Origin of the sequence: Amycolatopsis sp. NPDC049252 (genome assembly GCF_043197175.1) — a bacterium.
Classification (GTDB): Bacteria; Actinomycetota; Actinomycetes; order Mycobacteriales; family Pseudonocardiaceae; genus Amycolatopsis.
The window spans coordinates 1-16,665 of sequence record NZ_JBICSQ010000064.1 but is presented as its reverse complement, the minus strand read 5'-3'; the positions used below and the strand labels follow the sequence as shown (position 1 = coordinate 16,665).

13 protein-coding genes are annotated in these 16,665 nt (G+C 71.2%); 10 read left to right on the top strand and 3 right to left on the bottom strand.

Annotated elements, in window-relative coordinates; genetic code table 11:
• The first annotated feature begins 105 nt into the window (after positions 1-105).
• The 7 genes from mtrA to ACGFMK_RS37740 all read left to right on the top strand — a co-directional run bounded on the left by mtrA (position 106) and on the right by ACGFMK_RS37740 (position 11,727).
• Complete coding sequence (gene mtrA / locus ACGFMK_RS37770) at positions 106-783, top strand: MtrAB system response regulator MtrA (protein WP_005150760.1); 678 nt, start codon at positions 106-108, stop codon at positions 781-783.
• Positions 784-790: 7 nt separating this feature from the next.
• Positions 791-2,515, top strand: coding sequence for an MtrAB system histidine kinase MtrB (gene mtrB / locus ACGFMK_RS37765; protein ID WP_392773792.1), 1,725 nt, complete (start codon positions 791-793; stop codon positions 2,513-2,515).
• Complete coding sequence (locus tag ACGFMK_RS37760) at positions 2,512-4,224, top strand: LpqB family beta-propeller domain-containing protein (protein WP_392773791.1); 1,713 nt, start codon at positions 2,512-2,514, stop codon at positions 4,222-4,224. The genes mtrB and ACGFMK_RS37760 overlap by 4 nt, the downstream gene beginning before the upstream one ends.
• 952 nt (positions 4,225-5,176) lie before the next feature.
• On the top strand, positions 5,177-5,815 hold the full coding sequence (locus ACGFMK_RS37755) for a hypothetical protein (protein WP_392773789.1): 639 nt from the start codon (positions 5,177-5,179) through the stop codon (positions 5,813-5,815).
• Positions 5,816-6,670: 855 nt separating this feature from the next.
• Positions 6,671-7,357, top strand: a complete 687-nt coding sequence (gene hpf, locus ACGFMK_RS37750) for a ribosome hibernation-promoting factor, HPF/YfiA family (protein WP_392773787.1) — start codon at positions 6,671-6,673, stop codon at positions 7,355-7,357.
• Positions 7,358-7,562: 205 nt separating this feature from the next.
• A complete protein-coding gene (secA, locus tag ACGFMK_RS37745; RefSeq protein ID WP_392773785.1) occupies positions 7,563-10,448 on the top strand; it encodes a preprotein translocase subunit SecA in 2,886 nt (961 codons plus the stop codon).
• 97 nt (positions 10,449-10,545) lie between these two features.
• The gene (locus tag ACGFMK_RS37740) at positions 10,546-11,727 is read left to right on the top strand and encodes a cytochrome P450 (protein ID WP_392773783.1); all 1,182 of its coding nucleotides are present in this window, start codon (positions 10,546-10,548) and stop codon (positions 11,725-11,727) included.
• 99 nt (positions 11,728-11,826) lie between these two features.
• On the opposite strand, the gene ACGFMK_RS37735 is transcribed toward ACGFMK_RS37740, so the two are convergent.
• A complete protein-coding gene (locus tag ACGFMK_RS37735; RefSeq protein WP_392773781.1) occupies positions 11,827-12,288 on the bottom strand; it encodes an Rv3235 family protein in 462 nt (153 codons plus the stop codon).
• A gap of 211 nt (positions 12,289-12,499) precedes the next feature.
• Here ACGFMK_RS37735 and ACGFMK_RS37730 point away from each other — a divergent pair, with 211 nt between their 5' ends.
• On the top strand, positions 12,500-12,874 hold the full coding sequence (locus ACGFMK_RS37730) for an HAD-IA family hydrolase (protein ID WP_392773831.1): 375 nt from the start codon (positions 12,500-12,502) through the stop codon (positions 12,872-12,874).
• Here ACGFMK_RS37730 and ACGFMK_RS37725 read toward each other — a convergent pair.
• Positions 12,868-13,635, bottom strand: coding sequence for a TrmH family RNA methyltransferase (locus ACGFMK_RS37725; RefSeq protein ID WP_392773779.1), 768 nt, complete (start codon positions 13,633-13,635; stop codon positions 12,868-12,870). The genes ACGFMK_RS37730 and ACGFMK_RS37725 overlap by 7 nt on opposite strands.
• 34 nt (positions 13,636-13,669) lie before the next feature.
• Between ACGFMK_RS37725 and ACGFMK_RS37720 the strand changes: the two genes are divergently transcribed.
• Positions 13,670-15,076 (top strand): wax ester/triacylglycerol synthase family O-acyltransferase, encoded by a 1,407-nt coding sequence (locus ACGFMK_RS37720; RefSeq protein ID WP_392773777.1) that lies wholly within the window; start codon positions 13,670-13,672, stop codon positions 15,074-15,076.
• The gene (locus ACGFMK_RS37715; RefSeq protein WP_392773776.1) at positions 15,073-15,564 is read left to right on the top strand and encodes a DUF6912 family protein; all 492 of its coding nucleotides are present in this window, start codon (positions 15,073-15,075) and stop codon (positions 15,562-15,564) included. Before ACGFMK_RS37720 ends, ACGFMK_RS37715 begins: the two co-directional genes overlap by 4 nt.
• A 278-nt stretch (positions 15,565-15,842) precedes the next feature.
• Here the strand turns inward: ACGFMK_RS37715 and ACGFMK_RS37710 are convergent.
• On the bottom strand, positions 15,843-16,665 hold an 823-nt coding region (locus ACGFMK_RS37710), incomplete at its 5' end, for an NAD-dependent epimerase/dehydratase family protein (protein WP_392773774.1).

Genomic DNA, 16,665 nt, shown 5'->3' with positions numbered 1-16,665 from the left:
ACCGGCACCCGGATGGAGCAGGGACCGGTGCGGATCTTGATCTTTCTGGTGGTCAAACACGCGGGTCGCGCGTCCGGCCGCCGGAACTAGTGCGAATATGTGGACATGAAGGCACGTGTTCTCGTGGTCGACGACGACCCTGCACTCGCGGAGATGCTCACCATCGTGCTCCGTGGGGAGGGGTTCGACACGGCGGTGGTCGCCGACGGCTCACGCGCGCTTCCCGCGCTGCGTGAACTGAAGCCCGACCTCGTCCTGCTCGACCTGATGCTGCCCGGGATGAACGGGATCGACGTCTGCAAGGCGATCCGCGCCGAGTCCGGGGTGCCGATCGTCATGCTCACCGCCAAGAGCGACACCGTCGACATCGTCCTCGGCCTGGAGTCCGGCGCCGACGACTACGTCGTCAAGCCGTTCAAGCCGAAGGAGCTGGTCGCCCGGGTCCGCGCCCGGATGCGCCGCACCGAGGCCGAACCGGCGGAGTCGCTCACGATCGGCGACCTGGCGATCGACGTGCCCGGCCACGAGGTCACCCGCGAGGGCAAGGCGATCCCGCTGACCCCGCTGGAGTTCGACCTGCTGGTGGCGCTGGCCCGCAAGCCGCGCCAGGTCTTCACCCGCGAGGTGCTGCTCGAGCAGGTCTGGGGCTACCGGCATGCGGCCGACACCCGCCTGGTGAACGTGCACGTCCAGCGGCTCCGTTCGAAGGTCGAGAAGGACCCGGAACACCCCGAGGTGGTGTTGACCGTTCGTGGCGTCGGGTACAAGGCCGGACCGCCGTGATGGCTCCATGACCAACGCGAGCGGCAGACGGCTGCCCGCGTTCGCGCGTTCGACGGCACGCCTGGTCCGGCGTGTCGTCGTTTTCGCGCGCCGTCGCGCGGTCGCGTTCAACGAGCTGTGGAAGCACTCGCTCCAGTTCCGCGTCACCGTCTCGACGCTCGCGCTGTCCTCGGCCGTGGTGTTCGTGCTGGGCATGGTCCTGCAGAACCAGATCACCGAGCGGCTGCTGGACACCAAGCGCGACGCCGCCACCGCGCAGACCCGCGCGGCCGCGGAGACCGCCGCCGGTGAGCTGGTCGGTCTCGGCGGCGAGACGGCGGACGCGATGCGCAACCGCCTCGAAAACGCGCTGAAGAAGATCGCGATCACGCCGACCAGCCAGGACGCCGCGGGTTCGGCGGCGGGCACGTTCATCCCGGTGCTCGCCAGCGGCGGCCACGACCAGTCCCGCGACGAGCCCGCGTTCGCCGGCCCGTTCGAGAACGTGCCGCCCCGGCTGCGGCAGTTCGTCGAGGCCGAGCAGACGAGCTACCTCGAGCACACCGTCCCGGACGCGAACGGCGGGCGCACGACGTACCTGATCGTCGGCACGCCGCTCAAGACCGTCGCCGTCCCGCTGCAGCTGTACCTGCTGTTCCCGCTGACGACCGAGCAGAACACCGTCTCGACCGTGCAGAACACGCTGCTGGTCGGTGGCCTCGTCCTGCTGCTCCTGCTGGCCGGCATCACGAACCTGGTGGTGCGGCAGGTGGTGCGGCCGGTCCGGTCGGCCGCCGCGGCGGCGGAGCAGTTCGCCGGCGGCGACCTCGACCAGCGCCTCGCCGTGGTCGGCGAGGACGACCTGGCCAAGCTCGCCGGGTCGTACAACGGCATGGCCGCCAGCATCCAGCGCCAGATCCGCCAGCTCGAGGAGTTCGGCGGGCTGCAGCGCCGGTTCACCTCCGACGTCTCGCACGAGCTGCGGACCCCGCTGACCACCGTCCGGATGGCCGCCGACGTGCTGCACGCCTCCCGCGAGCAGTTCCCGGCCGGCCTCGCGCGGTCCACCGAGCTGCTGGTCGACGAGCTCGACCGGTTCGAGGCCCTGCTCGGCGACCTGCTCGAGATCAGCAGGCTCGACGCCGGCGTCGAGGAGCTGTCGGCCGAGTTCATCGACGTCCGCCCGATCGCCACCCGCGCGGTCGAGCAGGTGCGGGTCATCGCCGGCAACGCGGGCAGCTCGGTCGAGCTCGTGCTGCCCGACGAGGAAGTGCCCGCCGAGGTCGACTCGCGGCGCGTCGAGCGGATCCTGCGCAACCTGCTGGGCAACGCCGTCGACCACAGCGAGGGCAAACCGGTGGTGCTGACCGTCGCGGCCGACGAAACCACCGTCGCCATCACGGTCCGGGACCACGGCGTCGGCCTGCGGACCGGCGAGGAGGGCCTGGTGTTCAACCGGTTCTGGCGCGCCGATCCGTCACGCAACCGGCGGACCGGCGGCACCGGGCTCGGCCTGGCCATCAGCCTGGAGGACGCGCGCCTGCACGGCGGCGAGCTCGACGCGTGGGGCGCGCCCGGCCGGGGCGCCTGTTTCCGGTTCACCTTCCCGCGGCACCAGGACATCCCGGCCGGGGAGCCGCCGCTGGCCCTGCCGCCGCCGGACCACATCCCGGGCGAGGTGCCGCTCGGGATCATCGAGGTGACGCCGGCGCCGGAGGCGATCTTCGCCGAACGTGAGGAAGTCGGTCAGTGAAACGGGTTCTGCTTGCAGTGTTGTGCCTGGTGCTGGTGGCGGGCTGCGCCAACGTGCCGCTCGAGTCCCAGCCCGTCGTCGTCTCGGGGGAGCGGCAGGGCCAGGGCCAGAACGCCGAGGCGCCCGAACCGGAGCAGGGCATCGACTCGCTGACGCTGGTGCGCGAGTTCATCCGCGCGACGCTCAAGCCGGGCCAGAACAACGCGGCCGCCCGCGCCTACCTGGACGACCAGGGCCGGGCGAACTGGCGGCCCAGCCGCAGCCTGACGATCATCCAGGACACCTTCGGCACGGTCTATGACACCGAGCCGCAGCCGGACCCGAACACGCAGGTCGTCAACGTGCGCGGGATCGACATCGGCACGCTGGACCAGAACAGCTCGTTCGTCCCGGACTACAGCTCGGCGCTGCTCCACGTGAAGGTGCGCAAGCAGCAGAACGGCCAGTGGCGGATCGTCGACCCGCCCGCCGACCTGTACGCGACCGAGGCCGACTTCAGCGAGAACTACACCGCGGTGCCGGTGAGCTTCTACTCGGAGTCGTCCAACGCCTTCGTCCCGGACCGGCGCTACGTCGTGGCGAAGCCGCAGTCCGGGCTGCCGGGCCGGGTGATGGACCTGCTGGTCGACGGCCCGTCCACGAGCCTGGCCGGGGCGGTGAAGAACCTGCTCGGCGAGCCGGTGGAGATCGACACCAACGTCAAGAGCCTCGACGACGGGACCCTCGTGGTGCCCCTGACCGGGCTCACCGGCGTCGGGGAGAACATCAGGAACCTGATCGCCGCGCAGATCGTGCTTTCGCTGCAGTACGTGACGTCGGCGCGGATCCGGATCCTCGCCGACGGCGCCCCGCTGGTGCCGAACCACCCGGACTGGCGGCTGAACGAGCTGCCCGCGTACGGCGCGTCGCCCTCGCTGAGCCTGGACCTGCCGGGGCTGATGACGGTCGACGGCCGCGTCCGCTCCCTGGGTGACGGCGCCCCGGTGCCCGGCCCGGTCGGCAACGGCGGCTACGACGTCGTCAGCGCCGCCCAGTCGACCGACGGCAAGCGCCTCGCGGTGGTCGACCGCACCGGCGGCCAGGTCCACCTGCGCATCGGCGATCTGGGCCGCGAGCTGCCCCTGGTCAGCCTGGCCGGCAGCACCCTGAGCCGCCCGACGTGGCGCCCCGGCGCGTCCGAGGTGTGGACGGTGGCCGACCAGCTGACGGTGGCCAGGATGGTGCTGACCCCGAACGGCCAGTGGACCCCCCTGACGGTCAACGCGACCGACCTGACCCAGCAGGGCGGCATCTCCGAGCTGCGCTTCTCCCACGACGGCGCTCGCGTCGCCGCGGTGATCTCCGGCCAGCTGTGGGTGGCGTCGGTGGTCGGCGGCACCGGCGATTCGATCGCCCTGCGCGAGCCGCGGCACCTGCAGCCCCACGACCTCCAGAACGTCGTCGACGTGGACTGGCTGTCCCAGGACACCCTGGTCGCGGTGACGACGTCGACGTCCCAGCCGGTGATCAAGGTGACGGTGGACGGCCAGCGGATGGACGCGTTCAACAGCTCGAACCTGACACCCCCGGTCCACGGCGTCACGGCGGCCCCCAGCCGCCAGATCGTGGTGGCCGACGCGAGCGGCCTGTGGATCGCCTCGGTGCTCGGCGAGGTCTGGCGCCCGCAGCCTCATTCGGCGAAGGACGCGGACCCCTTCTACCCGGGCTGACCACACTTTCGGGTGACTGGTTCCGGTCGCGGGCCGGAAACTGTCGGTGGTGGTCGCGACACTTTCCGTTGTGTTCATCAAAGCGCTTCTCGACCTGCTGATCCCCAGCCGCTGCGCCGCCTGCGGAGCCCGCGGGGCGCCGTGCTGCGCCGGCTGCGCGGCCGTCTGGGGCTCGGCGAGGGAAGTGGTCCGCATGCCCACGGCGGGGTCGGTGCGGGTGTTCGCCCTGGCCCGGTATCGCGGAGTGGGGCGGAGGCTGCTGATCGCGTACAAGGAGCGGGGGCGGCGGGATCTGGCGCCGTCGCTCGGGTGGGCGCTGGCAGAGGCGTTGGCGGTGTTGCCGCTGCGGGGGACCGGTCCCGCTGGATCTGGAACCGCTTCCGACGACAGGTCGCGGCGTGCGGTTTGCGGCGGTGGAACCGCCTCCGACGGCAGGTCGTCGGGCCCTGCTCGCAACACCGCTTCCGTCGCGCGGAGCACTGGGTCCGGTGAGACCTACCGACCCTCGCGTCCACTGGGCAGCGCCGGAACCGCTTCCGCCGACTGGTCCCGTGGCGGTTCCCCCACCACGGAATCCGCGGAGGTCCGCCGGTTGCCGGGCGCGGCGCGCGGCATCGGGACCGTTTCCGTCGACCGGTTGCCGGGGCAGATCCGGAGTAGCGAGCCCGGTGAGGTCCGCCGGTCACCGGGCTCGGAGCGCGGTGCTGGAACCGCTTCTGTCGACCGGCCGTTGGGGCAGATCCGGAGTAGTGAGTCCGGTGTGGTCCGTCGGTCGTCGGGCCCGGAGTGCAGTGCTGGAACCTCTTCTGTCGACCGGCCTCCGGGGCAGATCCGGAGTAGTGAGTCCGGTGTGGTCCGTCGGTCGTCGGGCCCGGAGTGCAGTGCTGGAACCTCTTCCACCGACCGGCCTCCGGGGCAGATCCGGAGTAGTGAGTCCGGTAAGGTTCACCGGTTGTCGGGCCTGGAGGGCGGTGCCGGAACCGCTTCCGTCGACCGGTTGCCGGGGCAGATCCGGAGTAGCGAGTCCGGTGAGGTCCGCTGGTTGCCGGGCCCGGTGCGCGGTGCTGGAACCGCTTCCGCCGACCGGCCACCGGCCCAGTCCGGCAGCAGCGAATCCGGTGAGGACCACCGGCCGCCGGATCCACTGTGCAGCGCCGGTACCGCTCCCGCCGATCGGCCCCGCGACCATTCCCCGAGCACCGGATCCGCTCCCGAAGCCCGCAAGCTCTGCCTGGTCCCGGCGCCCAGCCGCCCCTCCGCGTCCCGGGTGCGCGGCGGCCCCCACGTCGAACGGCTCGCGGAGGCCGCGGCAAGCGTCCTGGCCGGTCGCGGCTTCGAAGTCGCCGTCGCGCCCGCCCTCGAACTGGCCGGCAGCGCCCGCGACGCCGTCGGGCTCGGCCACGCCCAGCGCGCCGCCAACCTGGCCGGGCGCCTGCGGTTCCGCCACGCCGGACGCCCGCCACCCGGCTTCCCGGTGGTGGTCCTCGACGACGTGGTGACCACGGGCGCCACCGCCGCCGCGTGCGTGCGCGCCCTGGCGGCGGAAGGCATCGCGGTCTCGGCCGTCCTCGCCCTGCTCGCGGCCGGGTGAACCGCCGGCTGAACGCACTGGCGCGATCCGGTGGTTGCGCGGTCAACTGCACGCGACCAGAGGAATCGCTGAGCGCGATTAACAAGCAGCCGGTCACCGGAGCGATCCGGCCAGTCACCCCACCGAAAAAACCGCCGACGAGCAAGCCGTCGAAGATCCTGTCGAGAAACAGGACCAAACCCGTGAAGGAGCAAGCCCGCCGATCAAACCAAAGCCGGCACCACCCCGGTTTCCCCAGCTCACCCAGACCCGTAAACCCCACCAATACCCGGCCACCGAACGCAGCCACCCCCGCCAACCTCCGCGCCCGGGTGACCCGGGTGTCACCTACACGAGTGACATCCGGCGGGAACGCGAGCGGACCCGCGGCCGTTGTCCGGGCATGAGGGTGTCGATCAAGGCCACTCGGGTGCCGAACCACTCCACCGGAGTGGTGGCTGCGCCGGGCAAGGCCGTCACCCTCGGCGCCCGTCCAGCTGAAGTGATGCGCCGTCCGTGTGATGCCACGGCAACCGGCGCGCGTCCGACCAGCGGGTGTTTTCTGGTGTTCACCCCCCGCTCACTGCGCGGGGTGACGGAGTCTCATTCCCCGACATCCCCCGGCTCGGGGGCTGTTGTAACGGGCGTGAGGAAGCTAACGTGCTCCGCTATCAGCAATCCCCGCAGGCAGGGAGGTGACGAGCCCATGTCCCTGGCGCCGGAGGTGCGCTGAGTCCGCGCTCGGGCATCCGGCACGAGACGTCGTGAACCGATCCGAGTTCCTTCTCAGCCCGCGATCCGGGCTTACGTCCCCGCAACACCGGCGCCGTGTGTGAACTCAACAGCTCGCAGTCATCTCAGCGAGGGAGGTCGTGTATGGACATCGTCGTTAAGGGCCGCAACGTGGAGGTGCCCGACCACTATCGGGCACTCGTCAGCGAAAAGCTGGCCCGCCTCGAGCGCTACGACAGGAAAGTCATCCGGTACGACGTGGAACTGTTCCACGAACCCAATCGTCGCCAGGCCAAGAGCTGCCAGCGCGTCGAAATCACCGGAAAGGGGCGTGGCCCGGCCGTACGCGCTGAAGCGTGTGCCGCCGACTTCTACGCAGCGCTCGATTCCGCAGTCACCAAGCTGGAGAACCGGCTGCGGAGGACACACGACCGGAGGCGCGTGCACTACGGGCGCAGCCGTCCGGAGTCGGTCGCCGAAGCGACCTCGGCACTGCCGGGTGGTACCTCCCCGGCCGCCGCCAGTCCCGCCGCGCGTACCGCGGTGTTGGACGCACCCGAAGCCGAACCGCAAACGAACGGCTTCGCGAGTGCCGACGAGATCACCCTGCCCCAGCAACTGAGCTGGGCCGACGACGACCTGGGCCACCAGCCCGGCCGCGTCGTCCGCGAGAAGCAGCACACCGCTGATCCGATGACGGTGGACCAGGCTCTCTACGAGATGGAGCTGGTCGGCCACGATTTCTACCTCTTCAACGACTCCGACGCGGGGCGGCCCAGCGTGGTCTACCGGCGGAAAGGCTTCGACTACGGCGTGATCCGGCTCGGCTGAGCCGGCTCTAAGGAGGCCTCCGCCGATGGCCCGCACGCGCCCGCGTGCGGGCCATCCGCATGTCAGGACGTACGGCGTGTGCACACGACGCCCCGGGTTCCCTACGATGGGGTGGAACGGTGGCGCCGACCACGGCCGCCGCCGTGGGAGAACCTGCCCGGGACCGGCCTGGGCGCGCTCATGATCAGCTAGTGAGGTCGACCGGATGGTGCTGAACCGCCTGCTCCGCGCGGGCGAGGGCAAGATGGTGAAGCGGCTGCGCAACATCGCCGATCACATCAACACCCTCGAAGACGACGTCAAGGACCTGACCGACGCCGAGCTGCGGGCCAAGACGGACGAGTTCCGCAAGCGCCACGCGGACGGCGAGTCCCTGGACGACCTGCTGCCGGAGGCCTTCGCGGTCGCCCGGGAGGCGGCCAAGCGGGTGCTCGGCCAGCGGCACTTCGACGTCCAGCTGATGGGTGGCGCCGCCCTGCACCTGGGCCAGGTCGCCGAGATGAAGACCGGTGAGGGCAAGACCCTGACCTGCGTCCTCCCGGCCTACCTGAACGCCATCCCCGGCAAGGGCGTGCACGTCGTCACGACGAACGACTACCTGGCCAAGCGCGACTCGGAGTGGATGGGCCGCATCCACCGCTTCCTCGGGCTCGAGGTCGGCGTCATCCTGTCCGAGCAGCAGCCGGACGTCCGGCGCAGCCAGTACAACGCCGACATCACCTACGGCACGAACAACGAGTTCGGCTTCGACTACCTGCGCGACAACATGGCCTGGAGCCTCGACGACTGCGTGCAGCGCGGGCACCAGTTCGCCATCGTCGACGAGGTGGACTCGATCCTCATCGACGAGGCCCGGACGCCGCTGATCATCTCGGGCCCGGCGGACCAGTCGTCGCGCTGGTACGTCGAGTTCGCGCGGCTCGCCCCGCTGATGAACGGCATCGACACCACCACGATGGGGTCGCGCGAGCGGGTCGAGAAGACGAACCTGATCAACTCGAAGTACCACTACGAGGTCGACGTCCGGAAGCGCACGGTGGCCGTCACCGAGAAGGGCGTCCGGTTCGTCGAGGACCAGCTCGGCATCGAGAACCTCTACGAGGCCGCGAACACCCCGCTGGTCGGCTACCTGAACAACGCGCTGAAGGTGCAGGAGCTCTTCCACCGCGACAAGGACTACATCGTCCGCAACGGTGAGGTCGCGATCGTCGACGAGTTCACCGGCCGCGTGCTGCACGGCCGCCGCTACAACGAGGGCATGCACCAGGCGATCGAGGCCAAGGAAAAGGTCGAGATCAAGGCCGAGAACCAGACGCTCGCCACGATCACGCTGCAGAACTACTTCCGCCTCTACAAGAAGCTGTCCGGCATGACCGGTACGGCCGAGACCGAGGCCGCCGAGTTCCACCAGACCTACAAGCTGGGTGTGGTGCCGATCCCGACGAACCGCCCGATGGTCCGCGCCGACCAGCCGGACCTGATCTACAAGACCGAAGAGGCGAAGTACGAGGCGGTCGCCGAGGACATCGCCGAGCGGCACGAGAAGGGCCAGCCGGTCCTGGTCGGCACCACGAGCGTCGAGAAGTCCGAGCGCCTGTCGAAGCTGCTGGTCAAGCTCAGCGTGCCGCACGAGGTGCTGAACGCGAAGCACCACGACCGGGAGGCGCTGATCGTCGCCCGCGCCGGCCAGAAGGGCGCCGTCACGGTCGCCACGAACATGGCGGGCCGCGGTACCGACATCGTGCTGGGTGGCAACCCCGACCTGATCGCCGACCAGGTGCTGCGCGAGCAGGGCCTGGACCCGGTCGAGCACTCCGAGGAGTACGAGGCCGCCTGGCCCGCCGTCCTGGAGAAGGTCAAGGAGGAGTCGAAGGCCGAGGCCGAGGTGGTCCGCGAGGCGGGCGGCCTGTACGTGCTGGGCACCGAGCGGCACGAGTCGCGCCGCATCGACAACCAGCTCCGCGGCCGGTCGGGCCGTCAGGGCGACCCGGGCGAGTCCCGCTTCTACCTGTCGCTCGGTGACGAGCTCATGCGCCGCTTCAACGCGACCATGGTCGAGCGCGTCATGACGACCATGCGGCTGCCCGACGACGTGCCGATCGAGCACAAGATGGTCTCCAAGGCCATCAAGAGCGCGCAGACCCAGGTCGAGCAGATCAACATGGAGCAGCGCAAGGACGTCCTCAAGTACGACGAGGTCATGAACGAGCAGCGCAAGGTGATCTACGCCGAGCGCCACCGCGTGCTCGCCGGCGAGAGCCTGCGCGACCAGATCGAGGGCATGCTCGTCGACGTCGTCAACGCCTATGTGGACGGTGCGACCGCCAACGGCTACGCCGAGGACTGGGACCACGAGAAGCTGTGGACGGCGCTGAAGACGCTGTACCCGGTCAGCCTCGACTGGGACGACCTGCTCGAAGAAGGTGACCTCGACGCGAACGGCCTGCGCGAGGCCCTGGTGCAGGACGCCCGCAACGCCTACGACAAGCGTGAAGCGGAGATCAACGCGCTCGTCGGCCCGGAGGGCATGCGGACCCTGGAGCACCAGGTGATGCTGACGGTCCTGGACCGCAAGTGGCGCGAGCACCTCTACGAGATGGACTACCTCAAGCAGGGCATCGGCATGCGGGCGCTCGCGCAGCGCGACCCGCTGATCGAGTACCAGCGCGAGGGCTTCGACATGTTCCGCGCGATGCTCGACTCGCTGAAGGAGGAGGCCGTCGGCTTCCTGTTCAACCTGCAGGTCGAGCGGGCCGAGGCGCCGCCCGCCGAGGACGCCGCCGCGCTGCCGGCGGGTGTCGGCACGGGCAACGGCCAGGCCGCGCCGGAGGGTCGCCACGCGCGGCCGGCGCCGCCGCAGCCGCCGACGACCGACACCGAGTCCGTCCCGGCCGCGCTGCGCGGCAAGGGCCTCGGCGGCAACGGCCAGCAGTCCGGGCTGACGCTGTCCGGCCCGGGTGAGGACGGCGAGGTCGAAGCGCACGCCGAAGAAGCCGGCGGCGCCGCCGGCGGAAGCGGTGCCACCCGCCGGGACCGCCGGGCCGCCCAGCGCGACGCGGCCAAGAAGGGCAAGAAGGGCCCGCGTCGCTGATGTGAGCCGCTGAAGTGGGCCAAAGCCGGGGCGCGTGGAGTTTGTCCACGCGCCCCGGTTTCATGAACGGGGGAAAACCGTGACGACGTTGCCGGCGGTGGCTGATCCGCAGGAATTCTTCGCGCTGTTCGCCGCCGAGCGGCGGCCGGACCCGTATCCGCAGTACCGGCGGTGGCGGGAAAGCCGTCCGGTCGCGGTCCTGGCCGGAGGAACGTTCGCCGTCAGCGGTATGGCGGAAGCCACGCAGGTGCTGCGCGACCCGGCGTTCGGCCACCCCGAACCCGAATACCTGGACCCGGCGGACCGGCAGCCGGACCAGCCGGTCGACGAATCAGGACGCGTGGTCCGGGCGTTCCTGTCGCTGAACCCGCCCGACCACACGCGCCTGCGGCGGCTGGTGTCCCAGGCGTTCACCCCGCGCATGGTCGAGCGGCTGACGCCGCGGATCGAAGAGATCACCGCCGGCCTGATCGATCGCGTGCCGCGCGAATTCGACCTGATGACGGCGCTCGCGAAGCCGTTGCCGGTCGAGGTGATCGCCGAACTGCTCGGCGTCCCGCTGGACGACCGCGAGCGGTTCGCCGCGTGGTCGCACGCGATGGCGCGGGCGCTGGACCCGGCGTTCCTGCAGAGTCCCGAGACGGTCGAACCGGCGGTGCGGGCGCGCCGGTCGTTCGTCGGCTACTTCCGCGAACTCGCGGCGCGGCGCCGGGCCGAGCCCGGTGACGACCTGCTGTCCGCGCTGGTGGCCGTGTCCGACGCGGGTGACGTCCTCAGCGAGGGTGAGCTCCTGGTGACGCTCACCCTCCTGCTGATCGCCGGCCACGAGACGACGACGAACCTGATCGGCAACGGCGTGCTGGCGCTGCTCCGCCACGGCGGCCTGCGCCCGGCCGCGGACGCGCCCGACCGCGTGGTCGAAGAGGTGCTGCGGTACGACTCGCCGGTGCAGCTGACCGCCCGGACGGCGGTGCGCGACACGGCGCTCGGCTCGCTGCCGGTCCCGGCGGGCAGCCAGGTGATCGTCCTGCTCGGCGCGGCCAACCGCGACCCCGCGAACGGCGCGGAGGCGTTCGACCCGGCGCGCCCGCCGGGCCGGCACCTGGCGTTCGGGCAGGGCATCCACTTCTGCCTCGGCGCGCCGCTGGCCCGCCTCGAAGGCCGCATCGTGTTCCGCGAACTGGCCCGCCGTCTCCCGGACCTCGCGCTGAACGGCGTCCCGGAATGGAACCCGACGACCACGCTGCGCGGCCTGTCGAAGCTGCCGGTCCGGTCGTGAGCGGCAACGAGGGTCAGCACCCGTCACCACTCACGACCGTCCACCTGCGACCGTCGCGACGGGACTCCTCCGGCGGCGCCCGGGCCGCGCCCGCCCGCCTCACGCCGCTGCTCGCAGGGCCGGCCCGTCGAGCCGCCGCGGTTTCAGCAGCGCGAAACGCACGCACTGCCACCCCGCCGCGCTACGGGTGAAGCGGGCCGCCAGCGCGAACGACCGGCCGTCGGCCTCCACGCGGGCGCACGCCTCGATCACCCCCGGCACCGGGTTGCACGTGTGGACACTGTGCGTCCGGTGCCGCGGCCGGGGCAGGCGCGGCCCGCTGAGACCCGCGTACACCTCCGGCGCCACCAGGCCGCGGATCTGCGGCACCGCGCGGCGTCCGTCGTAGGCCTCCAGCAGCATGTTCAGCAGGTGGCCCACTTCGGACGCTTCGAGCTGCCTCGACGCCGGCCATCGTGCGCCGGCCCGGCGGTGCTCCTGCGGTGTGACGGCTTCGAGCCGCTCGGCCCGCCGCGGTGCTTCGTAGCGGATCAGCGTCCTCAGGCGATGTTCCTCGGACATTTCCTCCCCTCCTGGACCCGGCATTTCGCTGCGTCCACTCGCTTAGAGGGAGGAACCGGCCCGAATCGCGTCAGGAATCGCACGATTCGGCAGAGAACCGCCGAAGGTATGGCTTCGGCGGCGCCGGTGCGCTAGGGCACATCGCATTGTTGCGCCGTGAGAGACATCGCTCCGTCACCCGGCTATGGTGTGCCGGGTGTTGAAGGGGCTATTGGTCGATTTCGCCGGAGTTCTCACCGATCCGGACGCCGGCCGGTTCTACGACTACCTGATGGCCGCGCGCGAGCGGGGCGTCCGCACCGCGCTGCTGTCGAACGCGCCCGGGGCGTCGGACCAGGTCAAGAAAACGATGTTCGACTATTTCGACGCACTGGTGTTCTCCGGTGAGGTCGGTGTCGCCAAGCCGGATCCGGCGGTTTACCTGATCGCGGCGGACCGGCTCGGCCTGCCCGCCGTGCGCTGTGCGTTCGTCGACGACTCCGCCGCGAACATCCGCGGCGCCGTCGAGGCGGGCATGGTCGGGGTGCACCACCGGTCGGTCGGGGAAACACTGGCCGAGCTCGAGGTGCTGTTCCCGGATCAGTGAGCGGCGGCGCGGCGGACCAGTTCGAACGAAAGCACCGCGGCGGCGGCCGAGACGTTCAGCGACTCGACGTCACCCGGCATCGGGATCGACACCCATTCCGTGACGAGCTCGCCGACCTCCGGGCCGACCCCGTCCGTTTCGCCACCGAGGACAAAAGCCGTGCGCTGCGGCAGGTCGATGTCGAATATCGTCGTCTTCGCGGACGACCCCAGCGCGTAGAGGCTGTAGCCCGCTTCGGTGAGCATTTCCGCCGCTTCGCGCGCGGAGCCGCAGCGCAGCACCGGAGCGCGGAACGCGACCCCGGCGGAAGCCTTGACCACCAGCGGATCCAGCGCCGCGACGCCGCGGCGCGGCACGATCACGCCCTCGAGCCCGGCCGCGGTCACCGTGCGCAGGATCATGCCGACGTTCGCCGGCGTGGTGATGCCGTCCAGCAGCAGCACCCGCGACGGCGGCCGCCGGTCGGCGAGCGCGGTGTCCAGCGCGCGCATCCGCGGGGCGACGACGTCGGCGAGCACCCCCTGGTCCTGCTTGCCGTTGCCGGCGAGCACCTTGACCCGGTGGGCGCTGGCGCGCTGCACCGGCACCCCGGCGTCCTTGGCCGCGCGCTGGATCTCGGCCGCGCCCGGGCCGCGGGCGGTGTCGGCGAGGATCACCTTGTCCACGTGCAGGCCGGCGTCGGCCAGCGCTTCGAGCACCGGCTTCCGGCCGTACACGGTCAGAAAGCGGTCTTTCGGCGAGACAGTCGACTCATCACCCACACCCGGCAGTCTCGCATTGTGTAAGGATCGGCCCATGCCCGACCGCCTCTCCGCGCTGGACGCCTCGTTCCTCTACATGGAGGACCACGCGACCCCGATGCACGTCGGTGGGGTGGCGATCTTCGAACGGCCGCGCTCGGGGTTCAGCTACGCCCAGCTGCTCGACCTCGTCGGGGCGCGGCTGGCGTACCTGCCGCGGTACCGGCAGCGCGTGGCCGAGGTGCCCGGCCACCTGGCGCGGCCGGTGTGGGTGGACGACGTCGACTTCGACCTCAACTACCACGTCCGGCGCTCGGCGCTGCCCCAGCCGGGCCGCGACGACCAGCTGTTCGACCTGGTGGCGCGGCTGATGTCACGGCGGCTGGCGCCGGAGCGGCCGCTCTGGGAGGCGTACTTCATCGAGGGCCTGTCCGGCGACCGGATCGCCCTGGTCACCAAGACCCACCAGTCCGTTGTGGACGGTATCGGCACGATCGATCTCGGCCAGCTGATCCTCGACCCGACCCCGGCGGCGCCGGAGCCGTTCGAAGACATCTGGGCGCCGCGGCGCGAGCCGAGCCGCACCCAGCTGGTGCTCGACGCGGTCAGCGAGGGCATCCAGCGGCCGGGCGAGGTGGTGGAGAACGTCCGGTCGGCGGCCAACGACGCGGCCGCGTCGGCCGGCAAGTTCGCCGAGACCGTCGGCGGGGTGGCCGCGGCGCTGCGCACGCTGGTCAACCCGGCGCCGCCGGGACCGCTGAACGTCCGGGTGTCCGGCGGCCGGGTGTTCTCGGTGGTCCGCACGCGGCTCCAGGACTTCCGGAAGATCCGCGCGGAGCACGGCGGCACGGTCAACGACGTCGTCCTCGCGGCCATCACCGGCGCGCTGCGCGAGTGGCTGCTCTCCCGCGAAGAGACGCTGACCGCCAACGCGACGGTCCGCGCGCTGGTCCCGCTGGCGGTGCGCGACGCCGAGACGGCGGAGTACTCCACGCCGGCCCTGGTCGGCAACCAGGTGGCGGCCTACCTGGTGGACCTGCCGGTCGGCGAGCCCAACCCGGTGCTGCGGCTGCAGCACATCGGGCACGCGATGACCGAGCACCTCGATTCGGGCCGTTCGGTCGCCGCGCGCGGGCTGCTCAAGGTCGGCGGCTTCGCCCCGGCTACCCTGCACTCGCTCGGCGCGCGAGCGGCGGGGTCGCTGTCCGGGCGGATCTTCAACGTCATGGTGACCAACTCACCGGGCCCGCAGATGCCGATGTACGCGGGAGAGGCGAGACTGGTCGAGATGTTTCCGGTGATGCCGTTGATGCGCACCCAGGCGCTGGCGATCGGGGTGACGTCGTACCACGGCGGCGTCTACTTCGGACTCAACGGCGACCGCAAGGCCGCCTTCGACGTCGACCTGCTGGCCGGGATGATCGAAGAGTCCCTGGAAGAGCTGAAGGGTGCGCACTGGTGAGGGTCTATCTGCCTGCGACCATCGCGATGCTTCGCGACTTGGAATCGTCGGGGGAGTTCCGGGCGCGCAGCGGGACGGCGTTCGCGCTGACCCCGGCGTTGCGCGAGGCGTACTCGAGCGGCTCGGACGAGGAGCTCGAGTACGCGGCACTCCTGGACGCGGCGCGCGCTTCGCTGCGCCTGATCGCGGCGGAGGAGAAGGGCGAGCCCCGCCGGGTGGTGGTGTCGGCGGACGTCGAGGGCATCACGCTGCGCCCGGACCTGGACGCCCCGGTGGTCCGCATCGGCGGCCCGATCCCGTTGTCCGCGGTGGCGGCGATCCACGTGGACTCCGCGGAGGCCGCGGACGCGGTCTCGGCGGCAGCAGCGGTGATCGACGCGGCGGATCTGGGGGACATGGACGCGGAGTTCGTGCTCGGCGACGCGGAGGACCACGAGCTGGCCTGGTACGCGCCGCAGGAGCTGCCGTTCCTGCTGGAACTGCTCTGAAGTCTCCTGGCCTGGCCTGGCCTGGGCTGCGTCGGCTGAGGTCTCCTGGTGGTGAGGTGCTTGCTCGGCGGTGTCGCGTCTCGCTGCTCCGAGGTGCCGGCTCCCAGCCGCCAGCTGAGCTGCTCCGCCGACGTGCAGCGGGTCGGCATCCCCAAGTTGTCCACAGGTCGATCCGCATGTGGACAACTTGGGCCCGGCGCGGCTGATCAGGCGGTTCTGTCGGGGGCGGCCGATAGACTGGACCAGGGGACGCCCCCCAGGGATAGGGCGGGGGCCGGTCAGGAAGTCTCGAACCACTCCGGGCCTGGCACCGGCAGCTCGCACCGCCACCCGGTCGCCTCCTCCAGCTTCCGTGACACCACCCGCTGCGACCGCGCCATCGGCTCCGCCAGCGTCAGCCGCGACGCCAGCCACTTCGGCACCACTCGGGCCTTCCGGACTCCCGCCGCCTCCGCCAGGACGGCGCCCAGCTCGGCCTTCGTCACCGGGGTCGCCCCCACGTTGTAGACCCCTGAAGACGCCTCCAGTGCGGCCACCGCGCCCGCCGCCGCGTCCCTTGGGTGGATCGCTGTCGTCCAGTCCTTTCGGGAGCCCAGGACGAGCGGGGACAGCAGCGCGCCGGAGCCCACCAGGTTCGCGATGCGCAGCCTGATCACCGTCCGGCCCGCCGCCTCCAGCGCGGCGACGTTCGCGTGCGCCGTCACCGAGGACGCCGTCACACCCCGGGGACGCAGCGGTGCTTCCTCGTCCAGTTCGCGGTCGCCGCCGTCCTCGTAGACGAACGAAATGCCCTCTTGGACCACGATGCGCAGCTCGTCCACCTGGCGCACCGCCGCCGCCAGCGCGGCGCTGCCCGACAGCCGGACGCGGTCGTTCGGGGCCCAGGCCGCCTTGCGCGTCATGTCGCCCGGGCCCGGGATGCGCGTCGCCAGGTTCAGGACCGCGTCGTGCCCGCGCAACGCCTTGGCCAGCGATGTCGCGTCGAACAGGTCACCCGGTACCGGCTTCGCGCCCGTCGCGAGAATCGCCGGCTCGCGGCCGGCCGCGCGGGCCAGCCCGCTCACCTCGTGGCCCGCCGCCAGCAGCCGTGCCAGGGCAGGT

What these genes read in the sequence shown, in the direction of transcription:
- mtrA (WP_005150760.1), top strand. Translation starts at nt 106, where the DNA reads ATGAAGGCACGTGTTCTCGTGGTCGACGACGACCCTGCACTCGCGGAG.
- mtrB (WP_392773792.1), top strand. Translation starts at nt 791, where the DNA reads ATGACCAACGCGAGCGGCAGACGGCTGCCCGCGTTCGCGCGTTCGACG.
- hpf (WP_392773787.1), top strand. Translation starts at nt 6,671, where the DNA reads ATGGACATCGTCGTTAAGGGCCGCAACGTGGAGGTGCCCGACCACTAT.
- secA (WP_392773785.1), top strand. Translation starts at nt 7,563, where the DNA reads ATGGTGCTGAACCGCCTGCTCCGCGCGGGCGAGGGCAAGATGGTGAAG.
- ACGFMK_RS37735 (WP_392773781.1), bottom strand. Translation starts at nt 12,288, where the DNA reads ATGTCCGAGGAACATCGCCTGAGGACGCTGATCCGCTACGAAGCACCG.
- ACGFMK_RS37720 (WP_392773777.1), top strand. Translation starts at nt 13,670, where the DNA reads ATGCCCGACCGCCTCTCCGCGCTGGACGCCTCGTTCCTCTACATGGAG.